Genomic DNA, 16837 nt, shown 5'->3' with positions numbered 1-16837 from the left:
GATGAAACGAAACCTGCTTTTCCTCGAAAGGGTGCTTTTTGGCGATGGCAGCGAGCCATTTCACGGGGTTTATGCATTGAAAATCAACGGTCAGCTTAACCATGCCCAACTTCGTACCGCGCTTGCCCGCTTGCAGGAAAAGTATGCGATGCTCCGGACGGCCATTGGGATCGGTGCCACTGGTATACCCTATTTTTATACACCGCTTTCCCGGCCGGAGATTCCGCTCAGGATCGTCGAACGGGAGGGTGACGACGATTGGAACAACGAAACGGTCCACGAGTTGGGGACTTCCTTTGACATACAAAATGGCCCGTTGCTGCGTATCACCTGGATTCGCTCGACCGATGTTTCCGACCTCATCATGGCCTTCCACCACTGTATGTGCGACGGCGGTTCGGGCGTGGCATTGCTTAACGACCTTTTAGCATTACTCGATGATCCCCAGGCTGAAATCGGTAAAGCACCGGCGTTTCAAAGCATCAGCGACCTGATCCCTGCCGAAATATTGCATAACCGCCGCAACCGCTTCAAAGCAAAATTTTCAGCCGCACTGGTACACGCCGGGTTGTCGCTGGGTTCATTATTTATTTCAACCAAAAACAAACCACTACCACCTCAGGACGGTCGCCGGAGCATCGGTCGGCGCTCCGGCGACCCGCGTCAGGGAGACGCGCGTAAGGGGGATTACCTGATCAACTGGAAGCTGGGGGCGGAACAATCGAAAGCACTTTTTGCGCAATGCAAACAGGAAGGTGTTACGGTCAACACGGCCATCGGATTAGCGTTAATGGAAGCTTTTAAAGCGATAAATGGCGCCGGGGCGCATGGCAAGGCTACCTGCCCGGTGGATATCCGCCGTTACATGCCCGAGGTGAAGCGGGATATGCTCTTTTCATACGGATTAGCCCTCAATATCAGTCTCGGAAAATCCGTCGGGACCCATTTTTGGGAAAAAGCCCAAACATTGCAGGCACACGTTTCCAAACAGATGAACAAACTGAATCCCTATGAATTTACCATGATCATGGAGGCTTCGCATCGCTCGGTTCATATGCTACGCCGCTTTTTGACCTATGCCAAAGTGGGCAACGATTTCATGTTCTCCAACATGGGTAAACTCGATATTCCCGTCCAATACCGGAATTTTACAGTCGGCACGGTTTACAGTCCGACGGTAATAGGCCCGTTCGCGAACCCAAATACCATCATTACCACCACCTTTAATGGACAGATGGATTTCTCATTCGTCTCAAACCAGGCGTTTATGCCCCCGACGACGGCCATGCAGATCCGCGAAAAAGCCATGGAAATCCTCTTTGAAACCGTCATCATGCCAGATTCCGTGCGCCTATGAAAAGAAGGATGGGTTTTCTGGAAGCCTCCATGTACGCGGGCGCGGATACGCCCGTGAATGTCGTGTTTCCGGTACAAGTCGAAGGGTATTTTGAAGAGGATGACGTAAGGTATGCATTGCAGAAAATACAGCAAAAACATCCTTTCCTGCGTGTAACCGTAGAAACCAGGGCAGACGGCCTTCCTTTGTACGTCACACAGGAATCGATCGAACCCATTCCATACCGCATTACTGCAAGGCATTCGGACGAAGACTGGCTAACGGAAGCCGAAACCGAATGGGGCACGCCTTTTAACCAAAACAATACCCCACTGGCGAGGCTTGTATGTGTACGCTCAGAACAGGTTTCCGAGCTGCTGATGGTTTGCCACCATTGCATCGGCGACGCCACTTCCATCATGAGCCTCATGCGGGAACTGCTCGAATGCCTCGCCAATCCCGATACCATACTGCACCCTTACCCCGCATTTTACCCGGAAGCACTTGTACCCGCCGAAATGCGGCGGAACCTGCTCAACCGACTCGCCGCCAGGTCCATCGCCGGCATTACCCGCATTTTCCTCTGGTGCGTAAGCGGAATGAAGGCAGTTCGGAAAGACCGGTTTTACACAATCCGCTGGAAGCTCAGTGAATTTGAAACGGCGGCATTGCTGTCAACCTGTAAGGAAAGGGACATCAACCTGAACGCCGCCTTGATCCTTGTCTTCATGCGTGCGTTCGAGCGCGCGCGCAATGTACCTACGAGCGGAAAAATGTTTTCGTCCGTGGACATGCGCAGGTTTTTTACCGAAATAGAGAAAGATCACCTGTTTGCGTTTCCATCGATGGTCGGATTGAAAACACCGAAGGATAACACCAGTTTTCGCGCGCAGACTATCGCAATAAAGGAAAGTTTGTACAAACAGCTGGCCAAAACAAATGCGCCAAAGCTCCTCTTTCTAAGCGAATACCTGGTACCGTTGTACCCTCAGGCCATCAAATATGCCAAAGCCGGGAAAGGTGTTCACGATTTTGCATTCGCCAACATCGGCCGCGTTCCTTTAAACGAAACCTACGGATCTATCAGGGTTCGTGAAGTATACAGCCCGTTTTCAAGATTCCCGATGGGCAATCCCTCGAAAGTATCGGTGTCGACATTCGGCGGCCGCATGGATTTCGCATTTCACTCCGAAGAACAATATATCACCAAGCAAGATGGCGAACGCATTACCAGCACTGCCATGGCCTTGCTGAGAAAGCATTTATTAGAGACTAAACCCGTTACTATCCAGGATTGAAATGAACAGACAAATGATTGTCGGAGAGCGCATTATGTACGCCGATGGACTTGCGCCCGTCAATTGCGTTTTTGTGGCAACTGTCGAAGGAAATCTGTCCGGTCCGCAGATCACTAATGCGCTTGCAAAAATTCAAAACCGGCATCCTCTGCTGCGCGTAAATGTCGAACGAACGACGACAAATGTCCCCTCATTCATTACCAATCCGAACATTTCGCCTATCCGGCTCGACATTATCGAGCGGACATCTGACGTTCAATGGGAAGAAATAAGTCTGGCGGAATGGGAACGGCAATTTGATATGACGAGAGAGCCCGCGGCGCGGTTAGTATGGCTCAGATCCGAAACGGTGTCCGATTTGCTGCTTGTATGCCCGCATTGCGTGTGCGACGGTTCCGGTTTCGTAACGCTTATGCGTGAGCTACTACTTCTGCTCGACAACCCCGATAAGGTCCTGGAACCCTATGAAGGTTTTCAATCAGTCGATTCACTGGTTCCGGCCTCCATCCGTGAAAGTAGGATAATCCATTGGAAAGGCAAGCTGTTTTCGTCCCTGGCAAAAGGCCTTTTCGCCGTTCTGAACCCTAAACCTGCGCCACGCGAAGGGGATTATTATCTGCTCACGGATTCCCTCGACGAAGAAACGACGGCCAATGTGGTCAAAAAATGCAAGGCTGAGAAAACGACAGTCCAGGCGGCATTGTGCACAGCGTCGCTGCTTGCACACCAGTCGGTCATGGGAAAGGCCTCGCGAAACAAGGTCATCAGTCCCGTCGACATCCGGCGCTACCTGCCAGACATTGGCCGGGACCATTTGTTTGCCTTCGCCCCTATCGTAGAGCTTTCGCTAAGCCGGAAAGACGCGCAAAATGACTTCTGGCAGGAAAGCCGTCGCATGAAGCAGTTGCTTGTTGAAAAGGCCGAGAGCGTCAATGCAGCGGAAATGATATTCATTACCGAATATTTCCACAGCTCCACAAATGCGCTGCTCAGGCATATGCGCTCCACAAAAGGCAGCCACGACATTACCATTTCCAACATGGGCGTTCTGGACATTCCTGTGAGCTATAACAACTTTCGTGTGCGGGCGATCCATAGCCCCTCCGTAGGGTTCCCCTGGCGCAACCCGAACACCCTGGTAGTAAGTACCTTCGCCGGCAAAATGGATTTCTCCTTCTGCTCCCACGAAAGTTTCCTGCCCATGATCGACGCCGAAAAGATATGCCGCGAGGCGATGTGGGTGCTTTGCGAAAATACGCTTACCACCGCTACGCAACAGGCATGAAATATCTCTCTTTCATTATCCAGGTTAATTTGTAATTTTGTTGATACTTACGTTCCAATGCGGCTCTGATTCTAATTACCCAGGCAGATAACCGCTCGCTGAAATTCATTCATTTAAACATCACACAAAATGAAATACTCAGGCGATACCATTTCCAAACCGGTCGTGGGACGTGAAGCAGAAGCATTGTCAGAAGCAATCAAAACAGGCGGTTATCTTGCCAATGAACAAGCCTGGGCCACCATTCACAGGATCAGCGAGCGGATCAGGAAACAAAAATCAAACCCGCAGAACTAATGCCCTATCCCAAATTCTCAGGGATAGATTTTTCACAACACGATGTCATCGAATTCAATCCAACCCAAACGGATGTTGGAGTTGGTTTTCGTTGTGACCTTATGCCACTCATTCAGCACATCAGTAAAATTGAAAATTCCTAGCTGGCCCGATTCCCCTTCAGCAACATACCCATTGCATCGTCCAGCGAGCCTGCGCGGTTCACTTCACCCGAGTTGACAAAGAATATTTCGTCGGCGTTTTCGATGGTGTTGAGGCGGTGGGCGATGATGACTTGGGTTGTGGAATCGGGAAGCTGTTTCAGAATGTCGCCGAGGAGCTTTTCTGTGACCGTATCGATATTAGCGGTTGCTTCGTCGAGAATCAGCAGCTCGGGGCTCCGCAAGACGGCGCGCATGAATGCGATGAGCTGTTTCTGGCCCAGACTCGTGCTATCCCCGGTGGCCGAAACTTTTGTTTCCAACCCGTCTTCAAACAATGCGAGTATTTCACCCAGATTGGCGCTTCGGATCACTTGTTCCAGCCTGTCGTTGGAATACTCTTTCAACTGGTCGTTGCCATAGAGGATATTCTCGCGAATAGTCCCGGAAAAGAGGAAAGGTTCCTGCAAAATGAAGCCGATCTTCCGGCTCCGCTCCTCAGGTGTATAGGTGCGGATGTCGCGGCCGTCGAGCAGTACCGTGCCTTCGCGCGGGTCGTACAGGCGCGCGATGAGCGATGCCGTGGTGGTTTTTCCTCCGCCCGTCGGACCGATCAATGCGTAAGTTTTGCCGCGTTCGAGCTTAAAATTGACCTGATGCAGGATTTCACGACTGTCGTAACCGAAACGAACGCCCCGGAATTCCAGCAATGCGCCGTCGGTTTCAACGGCAGTTTCCGCTAGCGGCAGCAGGTCGGTTTCCAATGCGAGGATCTGCGAAACACGGTCCCACCCGGCCATTGCCACCTGAAAACTGGCCCATAACGCTGCCAGCTGCCGCAAGGGATTGTAAAAATTAGTCGCATAGGCCAGGTAACTCACCAGCAATCCAACGGTGAACTCGCCCAGGCTGATCAGATGAATGCCGTAGGTGAGCACAACAAGCTGCGCGATATTGGAAAACAAAGAATAGGTCGGCAGGAAAACATTGTTGGCCAGGCCGGCGCGAATGGCCGTGCGGTAGTTTTCCAGGTTGGCCATCTGAAAACGTTGCCTGAAATAATCGCGGCGGTTGAATGCGATCACAACTTTGAAATTGTTCAGGCTTTCCTGGATCTCGGCGCTCAGCGCACCGGTACTTTTGAGGTTCCTGGCATTGGTTGCTTTCACCCAGGGCGAAAGTACGATCGTAAAAATCAGGATCACGACGGCCGGTGCCAATGCCGCCGAACCTAGTTTTACATTAATAACCATTAAAAAAATTCCCGCACCGAGCATCGTAAAGATACTCCCAACAAACTGCATTAAGGACTGCGAAAAGAACTGGTTCAGCTTGTCGGTGTCGTTGTTAACCCGGGAAATAAGGTCACCGGCTTTGTTTTGGTTAAAAAACGCGACCGGAAGCTGCTGCAACTTGTTGAAAATCGCATTTCTGAGCGTAAAAAGCAGCCGCTGCCCCACCCCGCCCATCAGCTTCGTCTGGGTGTAGGCGGTAACCAGTCCGAGCAGGTACATCGCCAGCAAAATGCCTCCGAAAATGAGCAATCCATGGAACTGCTTCGTCACCACGTACCGGTCGATCGCCCGACCGATCAGGTACGGTCCCACCAGGTTGACCGTCGTATTCAACGTAATCGCTCCCAGCGCGAGCGCCAGGTTTCCCCGCTCGTGAGAGATCAGTTTCAGCAACTTCCCGAGCGCCTTCAGCGTGGAGGTTTTCTGCTGCTGCTCCGATAGTTTGTTAAGATCGTAGTTCATAGTTGCTGGTGCTTTGTTGCGAATTGAAAATCTGCACATACTCGGGGCTTGTCAGCATCAGATCGTCATGTGTGCCGCAGCCGATCAGCTCGCCTTCCATCAGCACTACGATCTGGTCATAATGCTCGATAGCTGCGATTTTCTGCGTCACTGAAATCAATGTAATGCCCGGGTAGTTCCGCTCCACATTCGCCAGGATCTTTTTTTCGGTAGTACCGTCCACCCTCGCCGTAAAATCGTCGAGTAACAGTATTTTGGGGTCGACAGCCAAGGCCCGGGCCAGCATGATCCGTTGCTTTTGTCCGCCCGAGAGACTCGCGCCGCGCTCGGAGACAATGGTATCAAGGCCGTCGGGTAAGGTTTCGATGAATGCCGTCAGCTCTGCCGTGTCAATGGCTTTTTGCAGAGATTCGTCCGTCACCGTCGTGCTGAACGCGATGTTTTCACGAATACTCATATTGAAAATGATGCTATCCTGAAAAACAAATCCTACCTGACGGTGAAATGATTCACTTTCGTAATAGTCGATCGGATGGCCGTCGAAGGTAACGCTGCCCTCCTGCGGCTTAATGAGTCCTGTCAAAAGATACAACAACTGCGTTTTCCCGGCGGCCGTCGGACCGATCACGGCAATGCGTGACCCTGCGTTGACCGACAGGCTGATGTCTTTCAATACCGGCTTTTCGCCGTAACGAACCGTTACCTGCTCCAACGCGACATTCCCGTTCAACAAAGCGGTCGAAGCACCGGGCTCGATGGGGTCCGCCACATTCAAAACAGAAGAAATCCGCTGATAGGAAGCCGTCGCCTGGGCGATCACATTGCTCATAAAACCAATGACAAGAATTGGAAAAATAAGAATGCCCAGATAACTGTTGAACGCCGCGAAACTACCCAGAGTCATATCACCCTCGATCACGAAATGCCCGCCGAGCACCAGGATCGTCAGCATCGAAACGTTCGCCGTAAACGTCACCACGGGAATAAGCCCGGCAAAAAGGCTCAGAATGGCAAGCCCGAAACCTTTCGCTTTGGTATTCGCTTCCAGGAATTTCGCATATTCCAGCTGCTGGGAGTTGACGACCCGTATCAACGCCGAGCCCAGAATACTCTCGTTGATGATCTTGTTGAGCCAGTCGATCACCTCGCGGCTTTGTACAAACAATGCACGGACTTTCTTCAAAGTAAAGGCAAACATCCCTCCGATAATGGGAATGATCGCCAGGACCGTCAATGCCAGTTTCCAGTTGATACTCAGCAACAATACGCTCGCGCCGATGATGAGGAATATCGACGATACGATCGCTACAATGGCTTGGGAGACAAACATTTTGATCGAGTCGATGTCGGCAGTGAGATTGGTCAGCAGCTTTGCGGCGGTAGTTTGTTCGATAAACTCGTGACTTTGCTTTGAAATCTTGTCCGATAACCTTGTCCGAAGATCTCGGGCCACTTTTTCGGAGGCATAAGTCTGAATAATGCTTTGCAGGTATGCAAACACGAATATGAAGATCACCGCGCCGGTAAACTCGACAAGGATCGCGTTCAGGTCGAAATGCTGGCGGGTATAATCATCGATGCCGTCGGCCACCAGCCTCGGCAGCCAGAGATTGATGCCGTTGCTCAGTAATGCGAACAGCAGGAGCAGTATGATCAACCCCTTGTATGGAGCCAGTAAGCTGAATATGCCCGGTTGCTTCGGTGTTCCGGGTTTGGCTTTTTCAGACATATGGGTTTAGTATTAAATACGGCGACAAATATAGCAAGGTATATTTTTGAATCACTGCCCGTTACCGTGGTTAAATTTTGGTTAAATTCCGGCCCGACTAAATCTAACCCACACCGGAATGAGGCCATTGAACCTGCTTCTACTTTTATTACTCGTCAGCCAGGCCGCGATGGCCCAAACTGCCAAACCGTCCGCGAAACAGCTCCCAAACATCGTTTATATCTATGCCGACGACCTTGGCTACGGAGAACTCGGCTGCTACGGACAACAGAAGATCAAAACACCCAACCTCGACCGCCTCGCCAGAGAAGGCATCCGCTTCACGCAGCATTACACAGGTACGCCCGTATGCGCACCTGCGCGCGCTATGCTCATGACGGGCAAGCACGCGGGGCATTCGGCCATCCGCGGTAACTTCGAGCTCGGCACGTTCCGGGACGAGGAAGAACGCGGCCAAATGCCATTACCCGCCGCCGAGTTTACCGTGGCCGAACTGCTGAAACAAAAAGGCTACGCTACCGCACTGACCGGCAAATGGGGCATGGGCATGAACAACACCGAAGGCACGCCTACCAGGCAAGGTTTCGATTACTACTACGGCTACCTCGATCAGAAGCAGGCGCATAATCAATATCCCTCGCATTTGTGGGAAAACGACCGCTGGGACACCCTTGCCCAGCCGTGGCAGGACGTACATCGCAAGATCGACCCCGCCACGGCCACCGATGCCGACTTCGGTTCTTTCAAAGGCAAAGAGTTTGCCCCGGCGAAAATGACTGAAAAAGCATTGGCATTTATCGAACGGAGCGAGGGAAAGCCATTTTTCCTGTACGTGCCCTATTCCCTTCCCCACGTATCGCTGCAAGCGCCGGATGAATACGTCAAAAAGTACATCGGGTTGTTCGACGAAAAGCCCTACTATGGCGAAAAGGGTTACGCCTCCACCAAATATCCCCTGTCGACCTACGCGGCCATGATCACGTTTCTGGACGATCAGGTTGGTATTATTTTGGATAAATTGAAAGAATCAGGATTGGACGAGAACACCATCGTGATGTTCAGCAGCGATAATGGCGCCACTTTTAATGGCGGCGTGAACGCGCAATTTTTCAACAGCGTGGCCGGGCTGCGCGGCTTGAAAATGGATGTTTACGAAGGAGGAATCCGCGAACCGTTCATTGCCCGCTGGCCCGGGAAGATCAAAGCAGGCCGGGTAACCGACCACATTTCCGCGCAATTCGATCTTCTGGCCACCTTAGCGGAACTGACCGGGCAACCTGCGCCTCCGAGCGACGGCATTTCTTTTCTGCCCGAACTATTAGGACAAACCAACAGGCAGAAAAAACACCCTTACCTCTATTTTGAATACCCCGAAAAAGGCGGCCAGATCGCCATCCGCATGGGCGACTGGAAGGGTGTAAAAACCGACCTCCGTAAGAATCCCGGCAATCCGTGGCAGCTCTTTAACCTCAAAAGCGACCGCAGCGAAACCACCGACCTTGCCGAGAAGCACCCTGATATTTTGAAGAAACTGGATGAAATTGTCAAAAAAGAACATCAGGAGCCTGCTAATGCGGCCTGGCAGTTTGTACTGCCGGTGATTGCGGCGGGGAACAAATAACATGGCTTATATTGAATATCGTCCCCACACGGCTTTGACGCCCTACATCGATGCATACTGGCAGGTATTCGGTGATAATACGCCTATGGCCGTCGAAACTATCATGCCCGACGGATGCGTCGATATCATCATGAATCTCGGCGATGACGAGTTACCGGATCCGGACGGTTTCTTTATGAAAAGTGAACAAAGCTACCTGGTTGGAACGATGTCACACGCTATCGAAACCGCCGTTTCGCCCACCTCTCATTTAATCGGCGTACGTTTCAGACCAGCCGGGTTTGCCGCTTTTTACGGCTATGCATCCATGCATGAATTCACCGATCAGACAGCCGAATTCGAAGCAAAACTCGCTCCCGACCTTCGTGGGGTTAACTATGAGCCCAAACATTACCTTGACCAGTTTTTCCTGAAAAGGCTGCAAAACAGGCCGCATCCCTTAATACCGATCATTGCAGAGGTTGAATCCAAAAATGGTTTGATCGGTGTGTCTACACTTGCACAAAACCATTGCACAACAGTCCGCCAGTTGCAACGGGCATTCAAAGAGCATATAGGCCTCAGTCCAAAGGAGTTTCTGAATGTAATGCGTTTCAAATATGCGATGCAATTGATCAAAAAAAGCAAAAGGCAATCCCTGCTCGACATTGCGCTTGAAGCCGGATATTATGACCACGCACATCTCAGCAATGAAATCCGAAGGTATACGGGTGTCGCCCCTTCGCAGATTTGATTTTGTCGCATTTTTCCAAACAGCGCTACACCAGCTATTGCTAGTTTTGTACTGTCATCAAGCCAAATCATTACCAAAAAACTAGCCTCAATAACATGGCAAATTTCGCATACACCATCCTGTACGTCAAGGACGTAGCAGCGTCAATCGAGTTTTATGAAAACGCATTCGGTTTTAAAAAGAAATTCATTTCGCCCGATAACGATTATGGTGAGTTGATCACTGGTAGCACGACGCTTTCATTTGCAGCTTCGGATTTCGTTCAGTCTCATATCCCGGGTGGTTTCACCGAAAGCAGCTTGACCGCGAAGCCGTTCGGAATCGAAATTGGGTTTACCGTCGACAATGTAGAAGAAGTATTTCAAAATGCATTGAGCGCTGGGGCCATATTGGTTTCAGAACCTAAAACCAAGCCCTGGGGCCAGACCGTTTCTTACGTGCGTGATCCGAATGGGTTTCTTGTGGAGATTTGCACATTGATGGAGTAAACGGATTCCTTTTCTACCAACATTACGTACCTAACGGCACTTGCATCGGCATATCAATCGCGTTAGCGATGTAATATTGGTAGAAAACAAGATCTTACATTTTCACTAAATGCCGTAGGCATGTAACAAAAGCTATCAATTCAAACTACGGCTCTACTGGAAACGGCCCGTCCTCAAACTCCTCTTCGTGGTACCCCTTACTCCCGACCTCCCGCGCCAGTTCGCTGCGAAAATCCGTTCCCTCTCGCAGGCACTGTAACACATACGCAAAGTCATACACTGGCTCCCAACCCAGCTCGCGCCGCGCACGCTCGTTCACATATACGCGATCGATTTCTGAAAATAGCTTCCAGCCTGCTGCATCGAAAAGCCTTTCGCTTTCCGGGTAAAGTGTGCGGACCACTTCCGCTGGATTAGTATGTAAATCTTTCAAATGTGCGGGCAAAAACGGCGTGGTGGCCGAAATAATGTATTTGCCAAATCCGATCGGTCCGGCCTTTTCCATGGCTAGCAGATGCGCTGTGACGGCGTCGGCGATATCAACGCGGCGATAGAGCAATTCCAGCGCCTGGACGTTGGGGGTTTCATAAAGCTCGCGGGTTTGGGCATTATCGTCATCTTCCGGAAAGAAACGGGAGGTGCGGAGGATCAGCACCGGCAGTTTGCTCTTGCGGTGAAACAACTCACAGAGGCTTTCGGCGGCGAGTTTGGTCACGCTGTAAATGTTCTTGGGCTGCGGGACCACATCCTCCGTAATCCATGCCGCCGGCTCGCCTTTTGCAGGGTTCATCGCCGCACCGAATGTGCTGGTGGTACTGGTAAAAATAAAGCTTGAAACCCCTTGCAGTACAGCCTCTTCGAGCAGGTTGAGCGTACCGGTGATATTGGTATCCACAAAATCCTGTTTGCTGTGGGTTGCCACATGCGGCTTATGTAACGTAGCCGTATGGATCACGGCACGAATACCGCGCATGGCCGATTTGACAAAGCTCCTGTCTGCAATGTCACCCACCAGATCCGTGTAGGCCGACGGGTTGATGTCTATTCCTGTGACCGGCGCACCCTGCGCGCGGAGCGTACGCATGAGCGCCTCGCCCAAATGCCCCGCGCTACCTGTTACTAAAATATTCATGACTGTATTTAAGCGATTTTCCGGCAAAGGTAGGTGCCTCCGGTTTCGAAAAATATTGGGATAGCCGATAAAAACATTGAAATTTGCGCATGGCCTATATTATTGATAATGAATCGTACCGGGAGATCGCGGGCAGGAAATTCCTTTCACAGCCCTCGGTAGATACTTTCGAACACGACGCACCGCGGATCCCGTTTGTGAACCATCGTGTGAAGAATGTCTATGCCCGTAACTTCGGAATTATCCGGTTCCAGGCCGACTTTTTGGAAGATATGCAGATCCGGGGCATGAAAAGCGATCCGCACGTCAGCCTGCATTTCCAGTTGACCGGCTATTCCAATGCGCATTTCCGCGATATTCCGGGCGACCATCCATTGCGACCGGCCGAATACAATATTTATTATTCCGAAAATTTCGACTCGGATATCTTTTACAATCGCCAGAAAGGCTTTGAATATCTTGCATTAATACTCAAAAAAGAACATTTACTGCGATTCCTGCAACAAAATGGCAGTCCCGTCGGGCATCTTGAAAAAGCGCTGGAAAGCGGCCAGCCACTGGCACTTTTTGGAAAAGCGGCGCCCGTTAGTGCTGAAATGCATTCGGTACTTCACCGCATTTTGCATGCTCCGGTTGCCGACGATCTTTCGGAAATGTACCTGAACGGTAAAATCCTCGAATTGCTTGCCCTTCAATTACAGCAGTACCGGGAAGGGCACCATACCGCACATATGCATTCAGGCATTGGCCACCAGCTTGCCGAGATTTACGAATACCTCAGCACGCATTTTCTGACCGCACAGTCGCTGGAAGACATTGCAGCAAACTCACGTCTTTCGGAACACCAGATCCGCGAAGGCTTCAAACTGAAATACAATACGAGTGTGTACGAACTGGTTCAAGAAAAACGGATGCTCCACGCCCGCGGGCTGCTGCTCGATTCGGGCTTGACAGTCGAGGAAGTAGCGGACGTTGTGGGTTACGCTACCAGCAGTAACTTCATCCAGGCATTCAAAAAGAAATTTGGCATTACCCCCAAGCAAATGCAACTCGGGCGGCAGCGTTAGTTTGGCTCAGATCATCCATTTGCGCTCGGTAGTGAATGAAATGTTGAGCCACATCTTGTAGTCCCCGCGGATACGTTCATAAAGTTCCTGCCTGATCGCGTCGAGCTGCTTCACCTGCGTGTGCGCGAGCTCTTCAGGTAACAGAAAATCGATTTCGATGGTATAGCTGCTGCCGGTTTTGATCACGCGTACATATTCGTCGGTAAAGCCGTGATGCTTCGAAATGGCTTCCGCTTCCTGGTGTATCTTTTCTTCCACCTCGTCGTCGGGCGCGAATTGGAGCAATTCCCTGATGTTTTTCCAAAACGTCCGAACGGGAATGCGCAGGAAGAGAATGGAAATAATGATTACCATTCCCGGATCGAGGTACGGGATGAGGTAGGCCAGCGATGTTCCTCTCAGAAAGTACCCCAACGACAACACCACGAGCACGCCCGTGCTGAGTAGCGCGTCGAGCTGCCATTCCGTGGCTTCGATGCGCACATACTCCGAGCGGATTTGCAGCGCCATTCTTCGGAAATACAACCAGAGTAAAAAACAGCCGATGATGGAGGCGATCAGGTAAGGCAGGGCAATATCTAGCTCAACGAGCTTGCCGCCGCCGATCATGTCCATGATTGAAGTCGCCAGCGAATACAAGCAGAGGAAAATAATAACCGCCGATTGCAGGGTTATCGAAAACGGCTCGAATTGTGCGCGACCAAACGGCAGGTCGTCGTCGTCGGGCTTACGGACGAAATTGTTCACCAGCAACGACACGCCCGACAGGCTGATCCCGACCATAGAGAAAAGGGCATCGAAAATAATGGACTTGGAATCGCCGGCGATACCGACCACAATGGCCCAGATCGTAAATACCGAACCGGTAATGATGGAAAGCTTGATAAGTCGGCGCTCTTTTAGCCGTTTTTGTCTCTCATTCATAAAGCCGGGTAAAAGCAGGATACCACGCGATCACCCTTAATAAGTTAGAAAGACCTTTGACGGAAAGCAAGTTCCGGCAAGTGCATTACCATTTTGTAAACACTTCACTGACGTTTCCCCGCACGCCCGACACCAAACTGGTCGCCCGCGCGTACAGGTTTATCGCCAACAAACTGGACCTCAATTACTTTCTCGCTGGACACGCTATTATTGAACTCGTCCGTCAATGTCCCGACGACTTTCCGGGTTTTCACATCGATTACCTCCCCGCTCGAAGGATACGCGTACCGGCCGTCCATGCTGAATGCTACCCAGCCGGGCATATCCCGCACGGGAATCGTGGTCAGCTGCTGGTAGGGTGATTTTGCGCTGAAAACATGCATCCGCATATTATGGCCGTCGCAAAGCCATATTTCTTTCTCGTCGGGCGTGAGGCCGATGCCGTGGCTCGGATTACCATGCCTCCGCACGGGCCCACGCTCCCATCCTTCCACCTCGATATGCGCTATTTTCGTACCTTTCTGAATGTCCCCTACCTCGAAACCCAGCAGACTGTCGACCGTGATGTATGCCAGCGACTCGTCGGCTGTAATGGTAAATGGCCGCACGTAGTCGGCAAACGGGCCCACTTTCCGGGTTAGCTCGTGCGTTTTGGGATCGGCTATATGCAGCCAGGGACTGGCGATATCGCCCATGTACACGGCGTTACCCGAAGCGCCATAGATCGTATTGTGCGCCCTTTTGTGCACATTGATCTTTTTGATAATGTCGCCCGTTTCACAATTCACTACATTCCAGAAACCTTTTTCCAGTGACGGAAGGTACATGGTGCGGCCGTCGGGCGAGATCGCCATCCGGTCGCAGCCACCTTCGAAAGCCTTTTCCCAAACAACCTTTTCCGTCGTGAGATCGATGCGTTGAAGCCCTTCGAGCGTGCTGACGTAAATGCTGTTCAGCGGAAGACTGACGGCTATGCCTTTTACATTGGAAGGCTTTCCATTCGGATGCAGCCCACGGGTGGCGATCCTTTTGACGAACCGGTGGTTGTTATCCATATCAAAAACCAGCAACCCGTGCCCGCCGTAACCCAGGTAATCCCTGATGCCGGGCGTCGCCACGTACAGGTACCGTTTCGCGCCTGCGGTCTTGCCGGCCTTACGCACCTGCTGCGCTATGCCCGTGTGTGAGAAGGCTATTTGGAAGAAAATCAACCAGAGACAGATCTTTTTCATATTCAATTAAAAGTTTATGAAACAGAAGGCAGCTTGTAGCCATTATGGTATTCCTTGGCGATCAGCTTATTGGCTTCATCATCTGTAAACTTTCCTTTTTCCTCATCCCAATATATTTTCTTGCCTGTGCGATAGGCGATGTTACCCATTTGCGAGAATATGGCAATGTCCGCCCCCACCTGAATAGGCGCATTCAGATCGGTCATTCTCCTTGATTTTACTACTTCGATGAAATTCTTCGCGTGCAGGTCAAGCCCGTTATCCACTGATTTCTGAAACGGCACGGCTTCCATGCGTTTGCCTTCGGGAATTACTTCCCAGCCATCGCGGCTTAGTACAAGTGTACCGTTGTTGCCGATATAGGCTATGCCGTGCTGCCGACCGTATGGGCCACCGTCGATACCCATGGCGTGCTCCCACTGGATATTGAAATCGTCGAATTCGAACACGGTTGTGAGCGTGTCGGGGGTTTCGGCGCCGGAATCCTGGTTAGCAAATTTGCCTCCCGCGGCCATGATGCTGTTGGGGTTGGCGGCTTTCATACCCAGCAATGCATAGTCGAGCAAATGCACGCCCCAGTCGGTCATAAGCCCGCCCGCATAATCCCAGAACCACCTGAAATTGAAATGGAAACGATTTGCATTGAACGGCCTGTTTTGAGCCGGACCCAGCCACATTTTGTAATCCACACCCGCTGGCGGATCCCCGTCCGGTAGTTTGGTGATCGGGTTGACCCATGCAAAATAGCCCCATACTTTCACCAACCTGATTTTCCCGAGCTTGCCGGAATGCACAAAGTCGATGGCATCGCGGAAATGCTTCTGGCTGCGCTGCCATTGACCTACCTGCACCACACGGTTGTAGCGCTGCTGGGCCGCGACCATCGCACGACATTCTGCAATGGAATTCCCGATCGGTTTTTCAACATAAATATCCTTCCCCGCCTGGCAGGCCTCGACCATCATCAGGCAATGCCAATGGTCAGGCGAGCCGATCACCACTGCATCGACGTCCCTGTCGGCCAGCAACTGTCTGTAATCGCCGTATGTTTTAACTTTCGCGCCCCCTTTTGCCAATTCGGCCGCCCGTTTATCAAGCACATTTTTATCTACATCGCAAAGTGCCACGCACTCAGTGCCCGGGTTTTTGAGGATCGCATTCAGATCGGCCCAGCCCATTCCGTTGACGCCGATGGCACCAATGCGGATTTTATCGGCAGGCGAAACCGGCGCAAAAGCAGAAACGGACGAGGGAACAAGGGCTGAAAGACCGGCTCCGGCGGCAAGAGCCGAAGCGGTGTTAAGAAAGTCGCGGCGTGAATGGGCCATAGGTCGGATCAGATTGGTTGCTTTTAAAAGTTACCAGTTGTCCGATATTACCCATCGTTCGGGCAAGGAACGCCGGCGACGTCAAGCGTTATAGTTTCACGCCGCCGGCAAGAACATTAGAAGGGGTTACGCGGCGTAGTTACAATGCTGTGTATCAACCTGTCGAGCTCTCTTTCCATATCTTTCAGACGGGCGAGAACGTCGATATCCCGTGTGGCTGCATAGGTATTCTGTAAGTCCCTGACTTCCTTGATCCGAAGTGCAAAACTGAGAAGTGTCATGAGTTCGTTGAATTGGTGTACCGGAAAAATCATGACAAATTAAATGTGAATCCGGCGCTCGTGTAAGGGGTTTGTGTGATTATAATAAAAATCTAATTCCGAAGGCTCGGCAAACCTTTTCGCTGAAAATGATTAAAGAAGATTCCGGGAGCGCCGCTCTGAAAGTTGTCCGCTCCCGCGCACTGTTGA

Annotated in this window: 15 protein-coding genes; 8 read left to right on the top strand and 7 right to left on the bottom strand. The window is 51.4% G+C overall.

Going from position 1 to position 16837, the window contains the following annotated elements:
- Position 1 precedes the first annotated feature (1 nt).
- The 4 genes from AAHB90_RS04540 to AAHB90_RS04525 all read left to right on the top strand — a co-directional run bounded on the left by AAHB90_RS04540 (position 2) and on the right by AAHB90_RS04525 (position 4216).
- Positions 2 to 1357: a condensation domain-containing protein gene (locus tag AAHB90_RS04540; protein ID WP_342083721.1), complete on the top strand. Its 1356-nt coding sequence runs from the start codon at positions 2 to 4 to the stop codon at positions 1355 to 1357.
- Positions 1354 to 2634, top strand: a complete 1281-nt coding sequence (locus AAHB90_RS04535) for a condensation domain-containing protein (RefSeq protein ID WP_342083720.1) — start codon at positions 1354 to 1356, stop codon at positions 2632 to 2634. Before AAHB90_RS04540 ends, AAHB90_RS04535 begins: the two co-directional genes overlap by 4 nt.
- A 1-nt stretch (position 2635) precedes the next feature.
- On the top strand, positions 2636 to 3919 hold the full coding sequence (locus AAHB90_RS04530; protein WP_342083719.1) for a condensation domain-containing protein: 1284 nt from the start codon (positions 2636 to 2638) through the stop codon (positions 3917 to 3919).
- A 129-nt stretch (positions 3920 to 4048) separates the two neighbouring features.
- A complete protein-coding gene (locus AAHB90_RS04525; RefSeq protein ID WP_342083718.1) occupies positions 4049 to 4216 on the top strand; it encodes a hypothetical protein in 168 nt (55 codons plus the stop codon).
- A 139-nt stretch (positions 4217 to 4355) separates the two neighbouring features.
- Here the strand turns inward: AAHB90_RS04525 and AAHB90_RS04520 are convergent, their stop codons facing one another.
- Together AAHB90_RS04520 and AAHB90_RS04515 are read right to left on the bottom strand one after the other, a co-directional pair.
- Positions 4356 to 6113 (bottom strand): ABC transporter ATP-binding protein, encoded by a 1758-nt coding sequence (locus AAHB90_RS04520; protein ID WP_342083717.1) that lies wholly within the window; start codon positions 6111 to 6113, stop codon positions 4356 to 4358.
- The gene (locus tag AAHB90_RS04515) at positions 6097 to 7842 is read right to left on the bottom strand and encodes an ABC transporter ATP-binding protein (RefSeq protein ID WP_342083716.1); all 1746 of its coding nucleotides are present in this window, start codon (positions 7840 to 7842) and stop codon (positions 6097 to 6099) included. The genes AAHB90_RS04520 and AAHB90_RS04515 overlap by 17 nt, the downstream gene beginning before the upstream one ends.
- 118 nt (positions 7843 to 7960) lie before the next feature.
- Here AAHB90_RS04515 and AAHB90_RS04510 point away from each other — a divergent pair, with 118 nt between their 5' ends.
- The 3 genes from AAHB90_RS04510 (at position 7961) to AAHB90_RS04500 (ending at position 10684) form a co-directional block, all read left to right on the top strand.
- Positions 7961 to 9463, top strand: coding sequence for an arylsulfatase (locus tag AAHB90_RS04510; protein ID WP_342083715.1), 1503 nt, complete (start codon positions 7961 to 7963; stop codon positions 9461 to 9463).
- Position 9464: 1 nt separating this feature from the next.
- The gene (locus tag AAHB90_RS04505) at positions 9465 to 10196 is read left to right on the top strand and encodes a helix-turn-helix domain-containing protein (RefSeq protein ID WP_342083714.1); all 732 of its coding nucleotides are present in this window, start codon (positions 9465 to 9467) and stop codon (positions 10194 to 10196) included.
- A 95-nt stretch (positions 10197 to 10291) separates the two neighbouring features.
- Positions 10292 to 10684 carry a VOC family protein gene (locus AAHB90_RS04500; RefSeq protein WP_342083713.1) on the top strand — a complete coding sequence of 131 codons (393 nt, stop codon included), beginning with the start codon at positions 10292 to 10294 and terminating at the stop codon, positions 10682 to 10684.
- A 145-nt stretch (positions 10685 to 10829) separates the two neighbouring features.
- Here the strand turns inward: AAHB90_RS04500 and AAHB90_RS04495 are convergent, their stop codons facing one another.
- Complete coding sequence (locus AAHB90_RS04495) at positions 10830 to 11816, bottom strand: NAD-dependent epimerase/dehydratase family protein (RefSeq protein WP_342083712.1); 987 nt, start codon at positions 11814 to 11816, stop codon at positions 10830 to 10832.
- A gap of 89 nt (positions 11817 to 11905) precedes the next feature.
- Between AAHB90_RS04495 and AAHB90_RS04490 the strand changes: the two genes are divergently transcribed.
- Positions 11906 to 12883: a helix-turn-helix transcriptional regulator gene (locus AAHB90_RS04490; protein WP_342083711.1), complete on the top strand. Its 978-nt coding sequence runs from the start codon at positions 11906 to 11908 to the stop codon at positions 12881 to 12883.
- A 6-nt stretch (positions 12884 to 12889) separates the two neighbouring features.
- Here AAHB90_RS04490 and AAHB90_RS04485 read toward each other — a convergent pair whose 3' ends face one another.
- From AAHB90_RS04485 to AAHB90_RS04470, 4 genes are all read right to left on the bottom strand, one after another.
- Entirely contained in the window at positions 12890 to 13807 is a 918-nt protein-coding gene (locus AAHB90_RS04485) for a cation diffusion facilitator family transporter (protein ID WP_342083710.1), read from the bottom strand.
- Between the two features lie 104 nt (positions 13808 to 13911).
- On the bottom strand, positions 13912 to 15039 hold the full coding sequence (locus AAHB90_RS04480) for a YncE family protein (protein ID WP_342083709.1): 1128 nt from the start codon (positions 15037 to 15039) through the stop codon (positions 13912 to 13914).
- A gap of 14 nt (positions 15040 to 15053) precedes the next feature.
- Positions 15054 to 16367: a Gfo/Idh/MocA family protein gene (locus AAHB90_RS04475; protein WP_342083708.1), complete on the bottom strand. Its 1314-nt coding sequence runs from the start codon at positions 16365 to 16367 to the stop codon at positions 15054 to 15056.
- A gap of 116 nt (positions 16368 to 16483) precedes the next feature.
- Positions 16484 to 16648: a hypothetical protein gene (locus tag AAHB90_RS04470; protein ID WP_342083707.1), complete on the bottom strand. Its 165-nt coding sequence runs from the start codon at positions 16646 to 16648 to the stop codon at positions 16484 to 16486.
- Between the last annotated feature and the right edge of the window lie 189 nt (positions 16649 to 16837).

Source organism: Dyadobacter sp. OTU695 (genome assembly GCF_038440355.1).
Lineage (GTDB): Bacteria > Bacteroidota > Bacteroidia > Cytophagales > Spirosomataceae > Dyadobacter.
This window is presented reverse-complemented; position numbering and strand designations above follow the sequence as displayed.